This window comes from Vibrio sp. 397, assembly GCF_033339395.1.
Lineage (GTDB): Bacteria > Pseudomonadota > Gammaproteobacteria > Enterobacterales > Vibrionaceae > Vibrio > Vibrio alginolyticus.
This window is the reverse complement of sequence record NZ_JAWOUN010000002.1, coordinates 285,480-304,670: the sequence shown is the minus strand read 5'-3', so window position 1 is coordinate 304,670 and position 19,191 is coordinate 285,480. Positions and strand designations below refer to the sequence as shown.

Here is a 19,191-nt window from a genome sequence, read left to right as displayed (position 1 = left end):
TTGTTATTAAATCGACTCAGGGAGCGTAAAGTTATACAGCTCAGCAAGAGTGAATGGGTTTTTCTGTGTCAACGGAGTGATGCGTAAGCTCAAGTCCCTCCCTGACACTTTTATGTCACTGACAAAGCTGCCGTTATGAGTGTTTGTCAAGGTCGAGTCACCTAGCAATCTGTATATCGCCCATTGACCACTCTTATTTAAAACGTGCTGTCTGCCTTCATCGGTTACATCCTGGAGTGTGATACTAATATTGAAGTCACCATTTTGCGGTGGCCATGCCATTTCACGAATGCGGCTTGGACCGTGGTAGTAACTTATATTGGTATCTGCAATTTTTAAGCTCGCTCTAATCGCACTAGAATCAAGATCGAGTACTCTTGCACTAAACGGAATATGAACGCGGTTAGTGCTTTTATTAATTAATGTGTCTCGAATAACGTTATAGTTACGCAGTTGCACTAACAGAGCCGGAGAGATTGGCATCGTCTCGCCATCCACCTGTTTTGGCGTCCACAAATTGGTATCGTAGAACGGTGCAAAATTTTTCTGAATAAATGTGTCTAACAAGCCACCTGAAGCAAACAGTAATTCAAAATCTTCAATTGAGATTTCCTCGATCGCTGTTAGATCAAATGGGTATCGTCCTAGCCCTATCTCTTTAAACTTGGTGTAAATCTCGCTGTACCATTGGGTTTGAATGCCTTTAGCGGACTCTTTAATCATGACTGACCAGCTTTGTTGAACCACATCTAACAACCAGCTACGAACGGGTTCCGGTGATTTTTGGGCAATCTGTTTAAGTTTTATTAATGGGTCAGCTTCACTGCTGTTCATTCGATGCTGAGCTGCCGCTAGCGCCGCCATTTGCGGGTCAGGTGCATCAGCAATGTCTTTCATATACGTGCGAACACGGCTTAACGCTGCTACGGTCTCATCCCAAGGAGTAGGGGAGTTTGGTGTTTCACTGACCTGAAGTTGGTTTAATAAGTGAAAAGCTTGTTCAACACGTTTCATCAACAAGTAATCAGGCTTAACTACTTCCTCTACTGCGTCTGATGCGGAGTCTGCCGCTGCCACGAGTTTCGGGTCTAGCTTTGAAATCAGAGCATTTTTTTCACCAACGGGTGAAAATTGTGTGTTGGCATAGACCTGCTTCAGTACGGTTGTCATTGGTGAAGAAGGGCCCGAGATTAAGTCTATCGCGTTCGTTAGGTCGCCGACATTGTCATAGTTCTGGACTTTTAGTTCACTCAGCGCATTGCGCCAATTACTGATGTAGTCATCAGTGTATTTTTTACGTACTTCCTCTTTGAAGGCTTCTTGTTCTTCACTAGTAGGAATAACGTGTTGTGACAGACCTAAAACCCAGTTGTCACTGATGACTTGTTGTGACATTAGGTCCACGCGTGGTCGATAAAAAGTGCTAAAACCAGTGGAGGTATAGATCTTATCTACGATCAAGCGTTCACTATCGATTGGTGTGTTGAATATATTGCTAAACTCAAAACCCACAGCTCGTTGCATATCTAGGGTTCCTAAATCAATCGAATTTGCTTCGTTTAAAATGCCTGCATAAACGAGATCAACATTCGAATTTGCTAGCAATGAGCGACGTGTTGCGCGAACAAGATCCATATTGATATCAATTGGATCAAACTGTGTGCGAAAGTAAGCGTCCAAATAGCGCATCGCCTGATTGACGACGTCACTTTGGTTGCTTAAATCGTTCATCATTTGGAGAGTTTGATGACGCAAAAAACGGATATCACGCTTTGTTGGATCGTTTAGCATTAGATACCCCTTCAATAGAGGTAAAGCGCGTGTAAAAGTGTTTTGATTTTGTGTCAGTTGTAGACGGTAACCTTTCTCAATGAGAGGTATCAACTGTTGAGCAACGTCCTTAAGTAATGCTTCGTAAGCGATGCGAGTGCTTTGATCCAAACGGCTAATGTTAAGTGGTAATATCTCTTCATCCAAAGCCTTAGAACCTTTAAGCCACGCCCCATAAGAAGGCTCTATTGCTTTCGTCGCCTTCGCTAAAAGCTCATCGAATCTTGCATCTTGCTCCACTTGTGATTTGTCATCGATACTCAAGAGTTGATTCATCACATGTAAGTTACTGTCTAATGTCGTGAAAAAGAAGTAACTGCCCCCAGTAAGCAGGATAATAGAGCCGAGTATTGCCAAACGGCTTTGTCTCTGAATTAGACGAAGATACGTCTTGTTTTCGCCCGCAAAGTCGCTTTCCGGCAATATTTGTGAATCAATCAGAAAGCGAGAGAAATAAGGCGTTTCTGTTAACTGTGTATGCTCTGACGCGATAATAGGTAAGTTGAAGTAATTACTACAACTTTTTGCAAGTAAATTGTACTTGCGACCGCCTTGCAGACTCGAACTAAAGAAAATCTCACGGATGTCTAGTGAATAGACACCGTTGTTAACATCACATAGACGCTCAAGCACATAGCTGACCTCAGACTGACATAGCTCAAACTGCTTAGGAAAAGCGAGTATTGCTTGTTTCTCATCAATGTCCGTTGAATTAGCGGATGCATCTAGCGCATTACTTTCAAGCACTCTCACTAGATTTCGATAGCTATCGCGGTAGTACTCTGCAAACACACCTTTGGCTTCTTTTAGTGGGATAGAGAGGAACTCAACACGTGTCTTGAGAGAGCTAAAGTGCATGTATTCTTTAAAGCCATCTAACTTGTCTAGCTTTGACATAATCAAATAGATTGGCAATGCTGAAGACGTTTTAGAGTTGATGGTACTCAAGCGCGCCAATAAAGACGAAATGGTGTACTCTTTTTGCTCTGGCTCAGAGACGATCATGAACTCGAAATCGGTGAAGAATAGACAGCCTGAAAATGGCTTTCGAGGTCGATGATGAATAACTTCTTCAATGAACGTATTCCATAAAGAAGCATCACTGCTTGATACTTCCTGGAACACTAAGCGTTGGTCAGGCTTGATGTATACAGCGCTGTCAGATTCGTACCATTCAAAAAAGTCATTCTTAGCGGTTCTAGTGCGATCCATCGGTTTAATTGCACTAGAATTAAATAAAAATTGACGTCGCCCTGACCCTTTATTACCAAGCATCAGGTAAATTGGTTTCTTGCCTGAGTTAGCAAGAAGAGGCTGGATAACCATAGAAAGCGCTTCTTCCTCGGTTTCCAAATGTTGAGCTTTAGCGTTGTTCTTTTTCTTCAACCATAATGTGAATTGAAAAGTGACGTAAACCATGGCGATAGCACCAAGAGTCAGCCAAAGATAAAGTTGATCGATTTCGTCAAGAAAAAGCAGATAAATAGTGGTGATAATTGCAGCCACTAAAAACATCAATATAGTAGAAATCACCACTGGATTTCTAAACAGTTTTTGTTTGAACATAAGCCTAAAACTTCTTTAATTGTATTGTTATTTATTGTCAGTTTTTTCAGCTTGTAGCTGACTCAATTTATATAGGTAGATGTTCAGTAAAAGGGTTGCGCGGTCAATTTCCTTTTGCTGTGAATACTTTTCAGCGTATTCAATACGACCTAAAAGCGGGAATAACGAGTTACTGTATTCGTACGCCTTTTCAGAGTTCTTATCTACATTCTGTCTAGCTACGTTGGCAAACACCGTTCTTGCGTCTGAGAATCGCTTATAAACATCCATAAACTGGTCTTCTAAATGGGCGCTCTGTGTCAAAAAGTTTTGACGTAGCTGCTGTGCAGAAGACGAATCCGGATAGATTGCGATTAATTCATTGGTCAAGCTATCGAGCTCGCTGACGTTACTTACTTTTGCCGAGTCTAAAAACCAGTTATTCATCATAATATCGACACGATTAATGGCCTGCGTTTTCAATGACTGAGCATATTTTTTATTTTCGTAATCTAACGAGGCGACCAAATTTACAAGTTCATTAAGTGAAGCTTGATTAATTTTTTGCTCCAATGTTCGATAACGTTGTTGCTCGTACATGAAATGTGAACATATCGCAGTAACAATCAAACCAATAACGAAGTAGATCATAAATCGACCAGACTTTGCCGGTGATGCTTTCTCTTGGCTATTTAGGTTGGGTGATGACACCGGTGCGGGAGAGGGAGACACATTCACTTTAATTTCAGGTGCCTTCTGCGTTGCTGCAGGAGCGCTAGTGTTGGCTTGTTTTTTCTCGCGTAACTCAGCCGCAATTTGTTGTTCTTTTATCTGCTCAATCCATTGATTCAAAATACGGCGAATGCGACCTAATGACGGCGCTTCAATACCGTAATGAAGACGAAGCTCTTCCTCAATCCTCAAGCATAATTGATGTGCTGCCTCTATCAATGGAAGCTCTTCTGGTAACGCCCGATGCTTATTAATTCGTTTTTCAGTATGCTCTACCATCCATTCAATAGCGCTCATTCGTGCCTTTGACTTTGAATGCTCTGGATACGCGTTGAACCAATATACGACACACACATCAAGTATTGAGTTTAACCCTTCAACAAGGCCTCTTAAGCCGTCGTTATAGGTTGACGCAACGGTAAAGTAACAGCAACAACGTAGGTCTTTCGCTTGGGTACTCAAGATCTTTTTTGAGAGTGTTTGAACCGTTTTCCACGAGACTCTCCCTGTGACTTTATTCAGGTTGTTTATTTGACGTTTAATTTCGTCAAAATCCTCAGAACCATTAGGATTAGAGCCGCTTGGGTTATTTTCATCGATTGGTCTTCGAGCGAAGTCGGTAAAAAACATAAAGAAAGTTCCAACTGATCATATAGAAGTATTAAGTTATATAGGATTTCACTACTGTTATATTAAATTATAAGCAGTGCACATCTGCCGCAATTCTATAGACAAAATAAGCGGATTAGATAATAAAAATTCATTAAAAGAAATTAAATTACTTTTAGTGTGATCTTTGTTCATAATATTAATATCAATAGTTAAGTCTATTTATAAGAAGAAACTTATATATGAAGATGAGAACGTTGATTAAAAAGTAACTAAATTGTTATCGGAGATTACGGTTTGTTCAATTAGCAATCAAATTCTGTGACTTCTATTTAAATAGAAAGATTTACTGTCTCGTCACTTAATCTGTAGTCGGTTCTTTAGTTTTTGTTTGTAGGTAAAACAACCAACCTGATAGTTGAAATGTATTAAATTATAGGTGTTTTTTTAGGCTTATTGAAAAAGAGAATATAATTGATATCTTTCGCCTCTAAGTAGAATATCGGTTTTCCTAGAGGGACGAAATGCTAAAACCAAGTCAAATTGGGCTGATTTCAGCCATGTGTCTATTTTCTTCTGTTGCAATGGCAAAAGGGGAGCGATATGGACTCTCTACCAGTATGTTGACTATCGATAGCATTAAATACGATGAAGGTAAAAGTGGTGAGCAGGATACGCTTAGGTTCGGCTTGGTTCATACTCGTCCTATTGATGAAAACAATAACCGTTGGCGTTGGTGGTTAGGGCTAAACTATCTAGCAGAAGATATTGAAGCGCCAGCAAACGGCTTATATCAAGAAGCGACGAACTATGAACTTCGTGTTGTTCCTCAATATGCGTTGACTTCTTGGAGTGTTTTCACGCCATACGTTGGTGCGGGCTTGTCTGTCGGTTACTCGCAATATTCTAATCGCTGGCAAGTAGACCAAGAGGGCTATCGTTATGAGAGTGTTGAAGACATCGACCAGTTTGAGTTAGGTGCGGTTATGACCCTTGGTACTGCTATAAAGTTAGGCAGTAATCCTGACGCCCATATACAAATTATCCCGCAGGCCTCTTATATCCTTCCGGTTGTAAATGATGGAATTGGTGGGCTTGAACTATCAGTTTCTTTGCTCTTTTGAGGTTCGTAAATGTACTCAAATCAGCTAGTTTTATTTATCTCAAAGTGTCCAGAGGAATACACCGGTGCAAAGCATATTGAAATGCCTGAAAGTGGTGGTTCGATAGGTCGTTCCCCAAGCTGTAGCGTGTCTTTAGCCGATCACAACCGCTTTATATCGGGCACTCATTGTTTGCTCAGCGTGTATGGAGATACCTACTATATAAGTGACGTATCAACTAATGGCACAATGGTAAATGGGAATAAAATACTAAAAAATCAACCCGTTGCGATAGTTGATGGCGACATCATTTCTTTAGGGCAATATGAGATTGGTGTTTCTCTTGAGCACGTTACCTCAACACTAGACATCGCCGCTGATATTGCTCCTGAGCGAGTATCTAGCGATCCTCTGGTTAGTCTAGGAGATGCGGTTGTCGAAGAGGAAGAAAAAGTCGGTGCCTTAGAAGATTTGTTTATGGAGACTAAACAGGATGACATTGATTGTCATGATCCTGTTGCTCACCTTAACTTTTCGATGCAGCGAGATGACGATTACTTAATTCGTGATAATGAGCGTACAGAATCTGAACAACCTAGAACCGTGGAAAGCACGCGTCAGGTGGTCGATGACAGTTTCAGTATATATTCCGAATTCGATCAGCCAAGCCTAATCCCTGAAGACTGGATGGCTGCGGAAACCAAGAGTAACGCATCAGTCAATAATGCATTAGCGCCAGAAAGCGGTAAGGCACATAGAGCCGATATTGCCTCAGCTGAGGTGATGCAACCTGGCACGGTAGCCCCAGATAGCACTATTCAAAGACAACATCGTACGCCTAATGTTACTGAGATGGTCGTAGAGCAGGCTAACACAGGGTCAAAATGGGAAGAGATGACCCAATCTTTTACGCCTTCTCCTAACACTAATCAGCAACTTCAAATACCTACGGCAGAGCACGCGATAAACAGTACGACGAAAGCACAAGTCGATACTGATGCGGCCGTTTGCTCTCAAGATATAGCGCAAGCGTTTTTTGATGGTTTGGGTATTCGAAATCCAGAGTTGATGACAAACGAGGCGCAGTTATTCAAGCAAATGGGCACTTGCTTGCGTTTATGTATTGATAACCTACAGAAAGAGTTGCACGAAGTGGAATCGTTAAAGGATGAGCAGAGTGCGAGTGAGGCTAACTCGAACATTGCAGAGCTAATGCTCACTTTGAATAGTCAGCAATTACTGGCTCCAAATGAACTGGTTGAACAAATGCTCGATGAGCTGAACGACCACCAAGTTATGTTTAACAAAGCACTGAATGAGCTCGTTTTAGAACAGTCTGAAACGAACGATCCCGTAGCATTTGCTAACAGGGTCGCTAACCAGTCTTTGTTCTCAACTAAGTCAAAGCTGTGGGCCGAATACCTAGATTTCTACACTAATAATCGTCGCCTGCTTAATGAAACATCCTTAAAAGGGCTGATTAAGAAAAACTATAACAAAGTGATTAAGGGAAACCATGCGTAGTATCGCCGTATTACTCGGATTTGCCATGTTGTCCGGTTGTTCCATGTGGGATCAATTTAAAGAGTCCACAGGTATCACACCAGAAACTTCGTCGATTGAATTGGTTATTGAGGCATCACCTGTACTCAATGTGAGAAATGGGGGCCAGTCATCTCCAGTTATTCTCCGTCTTCACGAATTAAGTTCGCCAGTATTGTTCCGAAGCTTAGATTTCTTTGCCTTGTTTGAGAGCGATAAAGCGTCGTTGGGTGATGAGTACATCAAACGTTACGAATATCAAATACAGCCAGGTGGAAAAGTTCATGAAATGCTAACGCTAGACCCTGACACTCGTGCCGTCGGTTTTTCAGTGGCTTTTCGTGATATTGATGGTTCGTCATGGCGAAAAGTGGAAGTTATTGAAGAGAAGAGCGAGTACTACATCAAGCTCAAGTTAGAGGGCAGTGAGTTAATTTCTGATAACACTCGCGGCATTGAACAGGTTTACTTTTAAGGGATAGAAACATGTCTTTATACAATCCAGTTGTTTGGCAAGATGGAATGTTCATGAAGCCGCAGCATTTTCAACAACTCGATCGTTCGCAAAGTAAACTATCGAGCCTACTGAGTGTCAATGCATCGCCTTTGCATTGGGGAATTAAACGTTTAGAAATCAACTCTCAGTTACTAGCACTGGGTAAAATCGGTATTACTCGTGCTGAAGGTATTTTACAAGACCGGACACCATTTGAGCTTCCGTTGCTTGCTGAGCTGCCTGAAGTGAAAGATGTAGATCCTTCGATTGCCGATAAAGTCGTTTATTTGTGCTGTCCGTTACCATCGGAACGTTCTGAGTTATTTGGTACCAAAAAAGACGGTGCGCGCTATACGATGGAATCTCAAGAAGCGGTTGACGCTTGTTATGATTCGGAAGACATGGCAAATATCGTCGTCGGTAAGCTTAACTTTTGCTTAATGTACGATCATGAAGATAAGAGTGCTTACACGTCTATTCCGATCTTAAAGATCTCAGAAGTGAAGCCTGATGGCAGCGTGATCTTAGATGATAGTTTCATTCCTACCTGCATCGATATTCATGCGTCGACAGTACTGAGTAAATTTGCGACCGAGTTTGCTTCTATGTTGAAGCATCGCGCGGAATCGATAGTTCAGCGATTAGGGGTGGTGGATCAACAAGGCGTATCATCGGTTTCTGACTTTATGCTATTGCAAGCGCTCAACCGATACGAACCCTTGTTTTGGCATTTCGCAAGCACAGAAGCTGTGCATCCTGAGTCTTTGTATCGAATTCTTCTTCAGGCAGAAGGTGAGCTTTCGACGCTGTGTTCAACGACACGCCGACCTATTGAGTTTACTAAGTACAATCATGGTGATCTTACTAGCTGTCTTTCTCGCGTCCTAGACAGTGCGAAAATGACATTGAGCGTGATGTCTGAGCAAAGAGCAATTCCACTGACCTTAAAAGATCAGAACTATGGCATCAGAACGGCAGCAATCCCTGACAATAAGATCATTGATACGACAACCTTTATCCTCGCAGTTAAAGCCGACGTGACCTTGGATGTTCTGCATACCCAGTTTGTCAGCCAAACGAAGATCGGTTCTATCGATAACATACGTGACTTGATTAACCTTCAACTGCCTGGGATTGAGATCAAACCAATGCCAGTTGTGCCACGCGCGCTGCCGTATCATGCTGGCTACACCTATTTCGAGCTCGATAAAACGGGCGAAGAGTGGATGGCGTTGAAGAACACTGCTGCGATTGCGATTCACGTTGCGGGCGATTTCGCTAACTTATCATTGCAACTTTGGGCCGTTCGTCTATGAGTTACGCAGAAACCGACGTCACCGTAGTCTTATTCCAACCAGAGCCTGGCAAACCAATGGAGGTAATGCCAGCACCTGACTTGTCGAGAAACATCGCAGTACAAGATCTATCTATCGACAACATGGGTATTAACCCGCTAGTGGACCAGTTCTCATGGTTGATCGCCAGTCTGTCTTGTATGTCTTCGATCCCTTGGCTTGATGACCCGATGCCATTTCGTGAACAAGTGGCACGTGAGATTCGAAAAGGTGAACGAAAACTTAATGAAATGGAGCTCGATCGTGCTTCGGTTCTTGTTATTCGTTACTGCTTGTGTGCGGCGATTGATGAATCTGTTTGTCGACAAGAGTGGGGGGCAAATAGTCACTGGAGCCAGAACAGCTTACTGTCTGAATTCCACAACGAGACATCTGGTGGTGACAAGTTTTTCGTTATTCTCGACCGCTTAAAAGCCGACCCTCGCAAATACCGTCACGTTATAGAGTTTCTCTATTTATTGCTTCAACTTGGTTTCCAAGGCAAGTACGGCCGTGAAGAGCGTGGCAACGAAAAGCTAGCGGAAATTGGCAGCACCATTTATCGATTAGTGCGAGATGACCGCCTAGCAGAACAAGAAAAAGTTTCTTTAATCAACCTTAAAGCTAAATATCTAAAGAAGCCGTTAAAAAGGGTAATTTCACCCAAGCTGATCTTAAGTCTTAGTGCGATGACGTTTGCGCTTATGTATGCGGCAACCTACATCGTCATAGACTTAAAATTTCAGCAACTGCTTGAAATGTATAGATAACCAGAGATCTAAAATGAGATCTTCTGCCAGTTTTAGGGTTTATTGTGAATATCACTGGTCTTTTAGTGAAATTCACTAGTTATTTAGAGAGATTGCAGTTTGCGATCTCTTTTATCATTCAATCAATAAAATTCAAATGGATTGGTTATGGGCGTAACAGTTGGTGCGAATGGACTTTCGATAGTTCATAAAGGCTCAGGTGGTGAAGCGAATGCAACGCTCCCAGATGTTTGTTTAACTAAGGTCGGCAAGCCAGTCGTCCCTATCCCTTATGGCAACAATGCTAAATCAGCAGACCTTGCTGGTGGGACTACGACAGTCTCTATGGATGGCGGTAACAGTGTCGCTATCAAGGGCAGTACGTTCTCAAAAAGTACCGGCGATGCGGGCGGTGACAGAAAAGGCGTTTCCTCAGGCACGATAGAAGCCGAAGCAAAATTCATTTCAGCCTCACCAACAGTCAAGTTTGAAGGCAAGGGCGTATGTCGCCTGTCCGATCAAATGACCATGAACAAAGCTAACACTATGTGTTTGGGTGGCGCACAAAACCCATCGGTTTCTGTGACTGAAGAGCAGGAAGGGACGTATACGCTGGATATAGAATGCAAATATCCAAATGGGCTCCCTTACTCTAATGCAAAATTTTCTTTAGTCGAACCTTCAGGTGCTGTCATTGGGAGTGGAGTGCTGGACTCTAGCGGAAAAGCATCTGTTAATGGTCTCGCTCTAAAAGAATGCAGGTTAGTGCTCAGCGAAACTCAAGACTCTTACACCCCGAACCAATCTTTAGCTGAAAATATTGTGACGGAAACTTACCCTGATCCGAATGATTTTTGTACGTTTGTCGCAGGTCGCCGCTCACCATTTTGGGAAGATCGTGTTGGGGTTGCTAATGACTGGGGGATATTGATGTCCCCATCCTTCAGTGATGATGACTTTAAAGACATTGTGTTAGAGCAAAGCCGTATATCGTCTCCTTATGCGATTAGTCAAAATCACTCTAAAGACTTTTCTGATGCTTATGTTTCGGCACTTTATCACATCCAAACTGATACTACTGCGCTAGAGAAATATGAACCTTTAGTTGAACTGCTCTTGGAGCAAGTGCACGAAAATGGCGATATATTGAGAGTCTTATATCAAGCTGATGTGTTTGAGCCTCCCTATGAATTATTAGCGAAGCTTCGCTTTTTAGGGACTGGGAATACTGTGAAGTATTTGCAGTTTGTTTTATGGACGTTGATAAACAATCAAATCTGTTCATACATCGATGAGCTAAACACTGAAATCATCGGTCGTTTAGATTTCATACAAAGCCAAGCTTCTGCAAGATCGTTGAGTTCTGTTGAAGAGGGTATAAACGGTTATAAAAAAGCACTTAACCACTTCAAACAAGCACTTCCTGACGTCATTAGCCAAATTTTCGAAACCAAAAATGACACCCTAATTTCTATATCGGCAATGGCCCTTGGGAGTACCGTTAACATAGCGAGCCAATCTAGCTTTGCTACTAATTTAGGTAGGGTTAATGCGGTGGTGTACACGAAGTCAAACAACTTGAACCGCCCATCATTTGTCACTTTTGACGATAACTTTTCTGACTAGGACATTTAAATCATGGATGCAGTTTTTCCGATAGCACAACGAGAAGGTGACGCTTATTACACGCTCAGTGATTTTACGAAATTGTTTGATCAAGCTAAGAGCGGTCGTTATTTAATAGGACAAGGGTACGGTTGGCATAGTGGCATTCACTTAACATCAAAAATGTTACCGTGGGGGAAAGGGCTCAGACCTATTCAAGCGATGCTTGATGGAAAAATAGTGGCATTTCGCATAAATCCTGATTACCTAACATCAACGTACCAAGAGCAAGAGTTTAAGTATAGTAATAACTTTGTGCTTATCGAGCATGAGGCTGTAAACCCCGAAGATAGTGAAGATGTATTTAAGTTCTATACACTTTATATGCACCTTGCGCCACCTTCAGATATTGGCGCCAATTCATCTATAACCACGCGTTACCGTTTACAAGAAGCGAGAAATGTACGCACTTTCAAACATAGTGATGTGCCTACTAATTCTGGTGAAAAAAAACAGTCGATGTCTAAAGGAACATTACTTGAATACCTGTATGCAGAAGAGAAGGAGACCCATCCATACCAGATCGACAAAAATACCTACAAAATGATAAAGTGCCGTGTGGTAGAGAATGGTAAATCGGCAAGTGGTAGCGAAAAAGCACTGTTAAACAAGATTGTTTGGTTTGCTTCGGGTCTCAATAGTGACTTTGACATTTTAGAAGATTCCTCTGCTGTCCTATCAGAACCAGTTTCAGAACCTAAATGGATGTCGGACAAGGCGGCAATGATTAGGGACGGTAGTGTGGTTTCTTTACTCCCACTCCTATTTAGAGAGGGGATAAAGGTTTCAGCTGGGGAAGATATCGGTTACATGGGACTGCATGAGTACAGTAACGATGCAATTGGAACTAAGAAAGAAGATAATCGTGTGCATATCGAGATGTTCTCTTTTGAGGAGCCGCCCGAATTTTTCAAAAAACAGATTTCTCCCAAAAATGCGGAAGAAAATCCACTTGTTGTTCTCGATGGGGCCGATAGTAGCGGTGCCGTTGATATGAGTAATTCGTTTATTCAGCAATTACTTGAATCTGTGACAGAAGATCAAGTAACGGACTTCTCCTCGTTCACTGCTCGCGATGCCAAAGTATACTTAGACGGTAAGCGTAAACACTTTGAGCGATTTATTGTGAAACATCCTACAGATTGGCATACAGAGTCGTCACAAAGTCTTTATGAATCAATCCATCAGACCGCAAAGGAAGCTCTAGATATTAAGTGCTCCGCTGGTTTTGTAACTATAGAGGACTACCGTAACTCCCCATGGCGCGATCAAGTGATGGATAGCTTTGATCTTTTCTCGCAATTCGAACTGGAAAGAGCAGATAAGTTCTCATGGATGCAAGATTTACAAGGTGATTTGCAACTAAGCGATGATAAGAGCCTTTGGCATTATTGGCCGTTCATGTTCAAGAGTGAAAAATCCGGATGTGGTTGTATCTTAACCAAAGATAAGCTAAAAAACATAGCTATCTATGCTTCAATGACAAACATAGACAATCATTTTCAAAGCCTTATCGAAACGATGTCAAAATTTGAGATAAACACGTGTTTGAGAGTGGCTCATTTTCTAGCGCAAGTTATCCATGAATCCGGTAGTTTAAGGTATACAGAAGAGGGAGGAGTCTCAGATACATCATATGGAGGCTTTAAAGGAAGAGGCCTTATCCAAATTACGTTCGAAAGCAATTATAAAAAATATAGCAAGTTTGAGGGGGTTGACTTTTACTCAACACTTCAAAATAAAAAAAAGCTAGCGTCACCACCCTATGCTGCTTTATCAGCAGGTTGGTATTGGTCAAAATTAGCATCGTTAAACTCACATGCAGACTTGAATGATTTCTTATATATTACATATTTAGTAAATGGAGGGTATAACGGTTTTGATGATAGGTTACGTTGGTTCAATAAAGGCTTGGACATTCTTTATAATAATTGCCCGAGTAAAAGGCACGTTGTCAACGAGTACGTGTTTTCACAGAGTCAAGTATACCATGTTACAAAGGCTTGTTTCGGGTGGGGCCTTTGGCATGATCCTAGCTTAAAGAAAAAAGGTTGTGTTAAAAACAAGCAATTTGCATTAGAAGGTTACAAGAGATTTATAGATTTATGCGGTGGGAAGCTAAACGGAAGTAGAAAATGGTACGGTTTTAAAAAGTCAAACATTGTCTCATTTGTGTTGGGAAGAATAAAAGAGCTTGAGAGAGTAGGTAATGAAAATTATTAAAAATAGTATTTTTTGTCTTTTTTTAATTATATTTAGCAACTCATGCTTTGCTTTTGATTTGGATGGAAAGTATGTTCTAGATTCTTCGTACGATTGTAGCATTGAAATTGTAATAGATAGAGAACATTTTTATTCTAGGGTCAATAAAAGTGAAATGAGAGGAAAGTTGGGGATTGTTAATGAGGATAACGAGTTATATTTAACTTTTCACGGCCTCGTTGGTAGTTTTCCAGAAAGTGATGTTAAAGCAGAATACAAAGATTCTATGATATTTATTCAAAATTATGGTAATTCAATTAATGATTTTACTGTGTTTGAAGATTGTAGTAGTAAATATCTAATTCTTGAAAAGGATTTTAAATAGAGAGATTTTTAAAATATAAGTATATATTTAGAGTCAAAGCGTAAGCTGTAAATCAGAAATGGGAAGAAATGTACGATAACCTTATGGACTTTAGGGATCTATATCCAACACGTAGAGAAAAAGAAGCGTTATTACTTAAGGAAATTATTGAATGATTTATAGTAGACTATTAATTATTTTAGCTGTTATTTGGTCAGGTTTGACTAGTGCAGCTTCAATGACGGATATTTATGAACTGTTAGACTTTACATCATTCCCTAACTCACTGAACCCCAAGAGCATCGAAGAACGACATTTTTCTGATTTTCAAGGTGAATTCAAACTTGCAGTACCAAAAATAACAAAAGATGAGATTGTCATAGATGATGACCATTGGTATTACAAGATTGAGTTAATGGAAGTCAAAGGTGATAATGTGTACCTTTGCTTTCATGATAAATCTAAGGTCGGCTCTTATGACTCCGTGCAACCTATTGTTGTTAGAAGATATGGGAATGATTTCGTTGCTCTAGCATTGGATTCAACTTCTTCAAATCAAGAGTGTAAGTAATTATTCCTAATTTGACTAAGTATCTAATGTAGAAGAAATAAAGTGGCTGTTTCTTTAATAAATAATTTTATCCATTGGTCATGGGTAGATATATTCGGGTAAGGGACGGCCATTACTAATGAACGTGGATTGATTTGAAGTCAATTTGATTAATCTGTCATATGTTTCTTAACTTTACAAAGACGATATCCTTACTATTTTTTGCTTATCTTCCATTTTTAGTAAGTGCTACGTGTAAGCACAGTTCAGTTGTATTCACTTGTCATTTAGAAAATACAGGTGGTAGTTTGAAAGCTTGCTTTAATCAAGCCGAGAATTCGATGTACTTTGTTGTTGACGAAAATGGGTTGAAAACAGTTTATGCTCCACGACAAGGGAAGAGTTTAGATAACTATAAATGGATAGATATTTCTCTTGAAGAACCTGAATTCATTCCTTTGAAATTTGAAGTAAATGAAAACAAGAATGCGTACTTTTCATTGACAAGAGGTGGTGGACGGTTGAGTGTCGTTGCTAACTCCGTTGACATAATTGAAGATGAAAATGCTGTTGAGTACTACTGTGAATTGGGAACTGAAACAACTCTGGCTCCTAGCGTTAGATTAAAAATAAAACACGTAAAGCCCAATGAGTTTGAAGCTTGGGATTAAATAGCAATAGATTCCAGTGAGAGCCTAAATAAAATTCATTGTAATAAAGAGTTAGCTTTTCTAGAAAATTTACTCGAGACGTTTGGATAAGAAATGTTCAGATAAAAAGCGCCAAAAGGCGCTTTTTCTTTTATTAAAAATAAAGTATGGTTTCCGCTTTTTAAAATGATAAGTGTTGAATAATTATACAGTGGTTAGGTAAATGAATAAAATAACTAAACTCGCTTTGGCTTTGTCCGTATTGACATCTATTGTTGGGTGTCAACTGGTGTCAAATACGCCGATGCAATCGACAGCAACGAAGGAAATAATTGAAAAAGCAAAGGCAGAGTTTGATGGACAACGTTTTTATAAGTTGAATGAATATGATGAAGAAATCAACGTTTCAGATGACGGGGTCATTACCTTCAAGTCTTACTTACCACGCAGCGGCGGCTATGAATGGGTACCAATTGTTATACGCGATACTAGTTTTCGTGTTTCTTGCGATTATTTCAGTGAATATGTTGAAGCTGGAATGGTTGTTCAGGTTCAGTTTGTAGGTAAACGCGGGCGCATTGAAAACTACGACAAGCAACGTTGTGAAGAGTTTGGCGAGCCAACATGGCAATAAGATCTATGGATAATTAAAGCGCCGACAGGCGCTTTTTATTTACGTTTTAGTTAACCGTTAGAAAAGATGTAGACCAATCTTCGGAAGATTAGGCAAGCAATGCGTAGTATCTGGTCACAAGTTGGTATGAACTTGCCTTTTAGAAAACGCTAATAAAATCGCTAAACAGCTACATGCTAATAGAACGACACCTAAGTTTTGTGCTGTTCCAGCCATCGCTAATCCCGTCCCGATCATGATGTAGTACATGAGCCCAAATAAAGCGCCTGCGCTACCTACCTGTTGTTTATAATCAACGAGTGCGTCACTGAGTATATTGGGTATCGCAATCCCATAAGACATGACGACTAACACCATTGGAGCAACAAACCAGATTGATTGGCTCAGAATCAACACACCGACTGATCCCAAACTAAGCAATACTGCTGAGAGCCAAAGTAGTTGGCTTTTTCGAACATTTTTAGACACTAGGGATTTGTTTAAACAACTCCCAAGCAGAGTGCCTAACCCCAGTACCATGCCACTGTATCCAAATTGTTCGGAGTTATACCCAAGTACCGAGAAAGTAAATGCGCCAAGCTGGTAATAAGAAAATAGAGCAATGTTATACAAAGCAACCAGTAATCCTGAGCGCCAAATTCGCGCGTCTCTTACCATTTTCCAGCTAAGTTGATGCAACCGTACTGGTGTCTGTTCCTTCTGTGTTTCAGGAAGCTTAACAACGTTGTAAGCGAGCAATACTAACGCGATTAAAAACAAGGCAAAAAACACATAACGGTATCCACCAAGCGCTGTAAGCTGCCCGCCTAATAGCATGCCAACTACCGGGCTGATTGATATACCCATCCCCATTAAGCTAAAGACTTTACTCAGTTCTTGACCGTCAAACGCGTCACGAAGCATGGTCTGTGTGACAACGGATCCTACCGCGATACCAAATGCGCTTAGGGCTCGCGCGGTCATGACAACAGCAAAGCTTTCGGTTTGAGTTGCGAGTAAAGATGCGCAACCATAGATAAAGAGCCCAATAAGCATGGTGGGCCTTCTTCCCAGTTTATCTGCGAGAACTCCCCAAACTACAACGCCAATGGCAAAAGCTAGGAAGTAAATCGACAATGTTTGGGCTGCTTGTGCGTGGTTTACATCAAATGATAGAGCGATTGAGCTCAGCGCTGGGCTATAGATGGTTTCTACAATTTGCGGAAACATCAACATGACCAGCATGAGCCATAAAGAGAGCTTAGTATTCATATTGTTACCCATCGTTAATGAAGTTGGCGGGCAGTATAAATGAGGCTATGATTGATCTAATAACAACATAAAAACCAAATACATCAACATTCGGACAAAATGGCGCTTATTAACGAAAAAACACAATTTGATGCAGACAAAATTTCTAATTGTGTAGTGGGAATTGCTGCGGATATTGGAAAGCACGACTCAGGTATGCATATGCACAAGAAAGGGCAGTTATTGTACGCACCTCAAGGTTGTATGAGTTTTGCTCTGGAAGACTCGATTTGTATTTTGCCACCGACAAAGGCGGTTTGGATCCCACCTAATACGCCGCATCGCGCACTAATGACGAATGTGGTGGCGTACCGATCTTTGTATTTTGATTGTGAGGAGTTTGCCTGTCCGAGTAAGATCACGATGATAGAAGTGAATAATTTACTCCAAGCTCTTATTGATAAAATGTCATTTTGGGAGTGGGATAAGCCTAGCAGCGAGATGGTAAATACGACGGCGCTTTTTTGGGAGGAGTTTTATGCTGCGAAACGTTATTCGTTTCAGTTGCCTTTGCCATCGCATCGGCGCTTAACAACGTTTCGTCGAGAGTTGGTTGAACCTTCATTTCTAGCTCCTTCGCTTACTACTCTTGCAAGCAAAGTTGGGGCAAGCACCAAGACGGTAACACGATTATTTAAGTCGGAAACGGGAATGAGTTATCAAGATTGGCGGCAACAGTGGAGGCTTTTAAAAGCAGTTGAATTGTTATCAACGGGCATGCCAGTCAGCGCAGCTGCCGATTGGCTGGAGTTTTCGTCAGACAGTGCTTTTATTGCATTTTTCAAAAAGCAAACTGGACAAACACCTCTGACGTTTATGAAAACCAAACCTTAAGCGTCAAAATGCTCACACTCTTTCTAGAACAAACCCCAGGTTCACAGGCTCAGCCTATAAAGCATACATAGACAGGTACCAACGTGCAGGTTACTTGTCTTTACTCTGCAGTTTGCGAAAGTATTGCGTAGTAAAATCAACAAAGGCTCGGATGCGTTTTGGTTGATGTCGGTCGTGATGATAAAGGAGTGAAAATTCCACACTCGGAATGCTCCAATTGGTAAACACTTCTTTTAGCTTGCCTGTCTGGAGTTCTTGTTGGCAATAAAGTGCTGGCACACGGATGATGCCATTTCCCGCCAAGGCTGCTTTTATCATTACTCTACCACTCTTACATCGTAACTGTCCACGTATCTGGTGTTCCGTTGACTGCTTTGTATTTGTGTTCTCAAATGCCCACCGTGTCACACTACCTGTCAAACAAATGTGTTTTTCTAAGTCCTTTGGATGCGAAGGATAGCCATATGTTTCTAAATAGTTTGGGCTTGCGTATGTCCCCATTTCCACATCGATCAGTTTGCGAGCGATAAAGTTGGAGTCGTCTAACTTTCCCATTCGAAAAGCGATATCGAATTCATCCGCGATTAAATCGACACGATGGCTGCTAAAATCTAAGTTAATGCTCACTTGTGGGTGTTGGATTAGAAACTGAGCAACGATATCTGCGACAACGTCTTCTCCTAAATAGCCCCCCACACAGTTGATACGAATGTCACCTCTTAAGTCTTCTACATCATCAACCACTGCCATAACAGCTTGATCAATATTGTGAAGGGCAGTTTCACACTGTTTATACAGAACCTTGCCTGCTTCGGTGAGGTTCAGTGTTCGAGTGGTCCTTTGTAGCAAAGTGACACCAATCTGTTGCTCCAGATTTGTTATTTGACGTGAAACGTGTGAGCGAGAAACGCCAAGTTGCTCTGCTGCTTTCGTGAAGTTTCCTAGTTGAGCGATTAGGACGAAAGAGCGAATATCCGCAAGGTTGATGTGTGTTTGCATGATGACTTCTTCATAATTCAAACAAGTATTGTTGCAGTATAACAACAGTGTTTCAACTAGGTC

The 19,191-nt window shown here is 41.1% G+C and carries 15 protein-coding genes and 1 pseudogene; 12 read left to right on the top strand and 4 right to left on the bottom strand.

Annotated features, from left to right (window positions below; genetic code table 11):
* Positions 1-6 precede the first annotated feature (6 nt).
* Entirely contained in the window at positions 7-3,396 is a 3,390-nt protein-coding gene (gene tssM / locus R7P36_RS04385) for a type VI secretion system membrane subunit TssM (RefSeq protein ID WP_213899187.1), read from the bottom strand.
* A gap of 27 nt (positions 3,397-3,423) precedes the next feature.
* The gene (locus tag R7P36_RS04380) at positions 3,424-4,737 is read right to left on the bottom strand and encodes a type VI secretion system ImpA family N-terminal domain-containing protein (RefSeq protein WP_005386112.1); all 1,314 of its coding nucleotides are present in this window, start codon (positions 4,735-4,737) and stop codon (positions 3,424-3,426) included.
* 503 nt (positions 4,738-5,240) lie between these two features.
* Between R7P36_RS04380 and R7P36_RS04375 the strand changes: the two genes are divergently transcribed.
* From R7P36_RS04375 to R7P36_RS04325, 11 genes and pseudogenes are all read left to right on the top strand, one after another.
* Positions 5,241-5,840 (top strand): hypothetical protein, encoded by a 600-nt coding sequence (locus R7P36_RS04375; protein WP_054574680.1) that lies wholly within the window; start codon positions 5,241-5,243, stop codon positions 5,838-5,840.
* Between the two features lie 9 nt (positions 5,841-5,849).
* Complete coding sequence (locus R7P36_RS04370; protein ID WP_213899186.1) at positions 5,850-7,343, top strand: type VI secretion system-associated FHA domain protein; 1,494 nt, start codon at positions 5,850-5,852, stop codon at positions 7,341-7,343.
* A complete protein-coding gene (tssJ, locus tag R7P36_RS04365; RefSeq protein WP_005386118.1) occupies positions 7,336-7,836 on the top strand; it encodes a type VI secretion system lipoprotein TssJ in 501 nt (166 codons plus the stop codon). The genes R7P36_RS04370 and tssJ overlap by 8 nt, the downstream gene beginning before the upstream one ends.
* An 11-nt stretch (positions 7,837-7,847) precedes the next feature.
* The gene (gene tssK / locus R7P36_RS04360; RefSeq protein WP_318122023.1) at positions 7,848-9,173 is read left to right on the top strand and encodes a type VI secretion system baseplate subunit TssK; all 1,326 of its coding nucleotides are present in this window, start codon (positions 7,848-7,850) and stop codon (positions 9,171-9,173) included.
* Complete coding sequence (icmH, locus tag R7P36_RS04355; RefSeq protein WP_005373354.1) at positions 9,170-9,961, top strand: type IVB secretion system protein IcmH/DotU; 792 nt, start codon at positions 9,170-9,172, stop codon at positions 9,959-9,961. Before tssK ends, icmH begins: the two co-directional genes overlap by 4 nt.
* Positions 9,962-10,108: 147 nt before the next feature.
* A pseudogene (locus tag R7P36_RS24790) lies at positions 10,109-10,676 on the top strand (DUF4150 domain-containing protein); the annotation flags it as partial.
* 902 nt (positions 10,677-11,578) lie between these two features.
* On the top strand, positions 11,579-13,828 hold the full coding sequence (locus R7P36_RS04345; RefSeq protein WP_250154950.1) for a glycoside hydrolase family 19 protein: 2,250 nt from the start codon (positions 11,579-11,581) through the stop codon (positions 13,826-13,828).
* On the top strand, positions 13,815-14,192 hold the full coding sequence (locus tag R7P36_RS04340; protein WP_047101286.1) for a hypothetical protein: 378 nt from the start codon (positions 13,815-13,817) through the stop codon (positions 14,190-14,192). The genes R7P36_RS04345 and R7P36_RS04340 overlap by 14 nt, the downstream gene beginning before the upstream one ends.
* 151 nt (positions 14,193-14,343) lie before the next feature.
* Entirely contained in the window at positions 14,344-14,742 is a 399-nt protein-coding gene (locus tag R7P36_RS04335; protein WP_047101288.1) for a hypothetical protein, read from the top strand.
* Between the two features lie 320 nt (positions 14,743-15,062).
* A complete protein-coding gene (locus R7P36_RS04330) occupies positions 15,063-15,392 on the top strand; it encodes a hypothetical protein (RefSeq protein ID WP_047101515.1) in 330 nt (109 codons plus the stop codon).
* A gap of 202 nt (positions 15,393-15,594) precedes the next feature.
* Positions 15,595-16,005 carry a hypothetical protein gene (locus tag R7P36_RS04325; protein ID WP_033906420.1) on the top strand — a complete coding sequence of 137 codons (411 nt, stop codon included), beginning with the start codon at positions 15,595-15,597 and terminating at the stop codon, positions 16,003-16,005.
* A 114-nt stretch (positions 16,006-16,119) separates the two neighbouring features.
* On the opposite strand, the gene R7P36_RS04320 is transcribed toward R7P36_RS04325, so the two are convergent.
* A complete protein-coding gene (locus R7P36_RS04320) occupies positions 16,120-17,256 on the bottom strand; it encodes a multidrug effflux MFS transporter (RefSeq protein WP_047101290.1) in 1,137 nt (378 codons plus the stop codon).
* A 99-nt stretch (positions 17,257-17,355) separates the two neighbouring features.
* On the opposite strand from R7P36_RS04320, the gene R7P36_RS04315 reads away from it, so the two are divergent.
* Positions 17,356-18,129, top strand: coding sequence for an AraC family transcriptional regulator (locus R7P36_RS04315; protein ID WP_047101292.1), 774 nt, complete (start codon positions 17,356-17,358; stop codon positions 18,127-18,129).
* Between the two features lie 90 nt (positions 18,130-18,219).
* On the opposite strand, the gene R7P36_RS04310 is transcribed toward R7P36_RS04315, so the two are convergent.
* Positions 18,220-19,128 (bottom strand): LysR family transcriptional regulator, encoded by a 909-nt coding sequence (locus R7P36_RS04310; RefSeq protein WP_047101294.1) that lies wholly within the window; start codon positions 19,126-19,128, stop codon positions 18,220-18,222.
* Positions 19,129-19,191: the final 63 nt, after the last annotated feature.

Coding starts and splice junctions, on each gene's coding strand:
- tssM (WP_213899187.1), bottom strand. CDS start 3,396: ATGTTCAAACAAAAACTGTTTAGAAATCCAGTGGTGATTTCTACTATA.
- R7P36_RS04380 (WP_005386112.1), bottom strand. CDS start 4,737: ATGTTTTTTACCGACTTCGCTCGAAGACCAATCGATGAAAATAACCCA.
- R7P36_RS04375 (WP_054574680.1), top strand. CDS start 5,241: ATGCTAAAACCAAGTCAAATTGGGCTGATTTCAGCCATGTGTCTATTT.
- R7P36_RS04370 (WP_213899186.1), top strand. CDS start 5,850: ATGTACTCAAATCAGCTAGTTTTATTTATCTCAAAGTGTCCAGAGGAA.
- tssJ (WP_005386118.1), top strand. CDS start 7,336: ATGCGTAGTATCGCCGTATTACTCGGATTTGCCATGTTGTCCGGTTGT.
- tssK (WP_318122023.1), top strand. CDS start 7,848: ATGTCTTTATACAATCCAGTTGTTTGGCAAGATGGAATGTTCATGAAG.
- icmH (WP_005373354.1), top strand. CDS start 9,170: ATGAGTTACGCAGAAACCGACGTCACCGTAGTCTTATTCCAACCAGAG.
- R7P36_RS04345 (WP_250154950.1), top strand. CDS start 11,579: ATGGATGCAGTTTTTCCGATAGCACAACGAGAAGGTGACGCTTATTAC.
- R7P36_RS04340 (WP_047101286.1), top strand. CDS start 13,815: ATGAAAATTATTAAAAATAGTATTTTTTGTCTTTTTTTAATTATATTT.
- R7P36_RS04335 (WP_047101288.1), top strand. CDS start 14,344: ATGATTTATAGTAGACTATTAATTATTTTAGCTGTTATTTGGTCAGGT.
- R7P36_RS04330 (WP_047101515.1), top strand. CDS start 15,063: ATGTACTTTGTTGTTGACGAAAATGGGTTGAAAACAGTTTATGCTCCA.
- R7P36_RS04325 (WP_033906420.1), top strand. CDS start 15,595: ATGAATAAAATAACTAAACTCGCTTTGGCTTTGTCCGTATTGACATCT.
- R7P36_RS04320 (WP_047101290.1), bottom strand. CDS start 17,256: ATGAATACTAAGCTCTCTTTATGGCTCATGCTGGTCATGTTGATGTTT.
- R7P36_RS04315 (WP_047101292.1), top strand. CDS start 17,356: ATGGCGCTTATTAACGAAAAAACACAATTTGATGCAGACAAAATTTCT.
- R7P36_RS04310 (WP_047101294.1), bottom strand. CDS start 19,128: ATGCAAACACACATCAACCTTGCGGATATTCGCTCTTTCGTCCTAATC.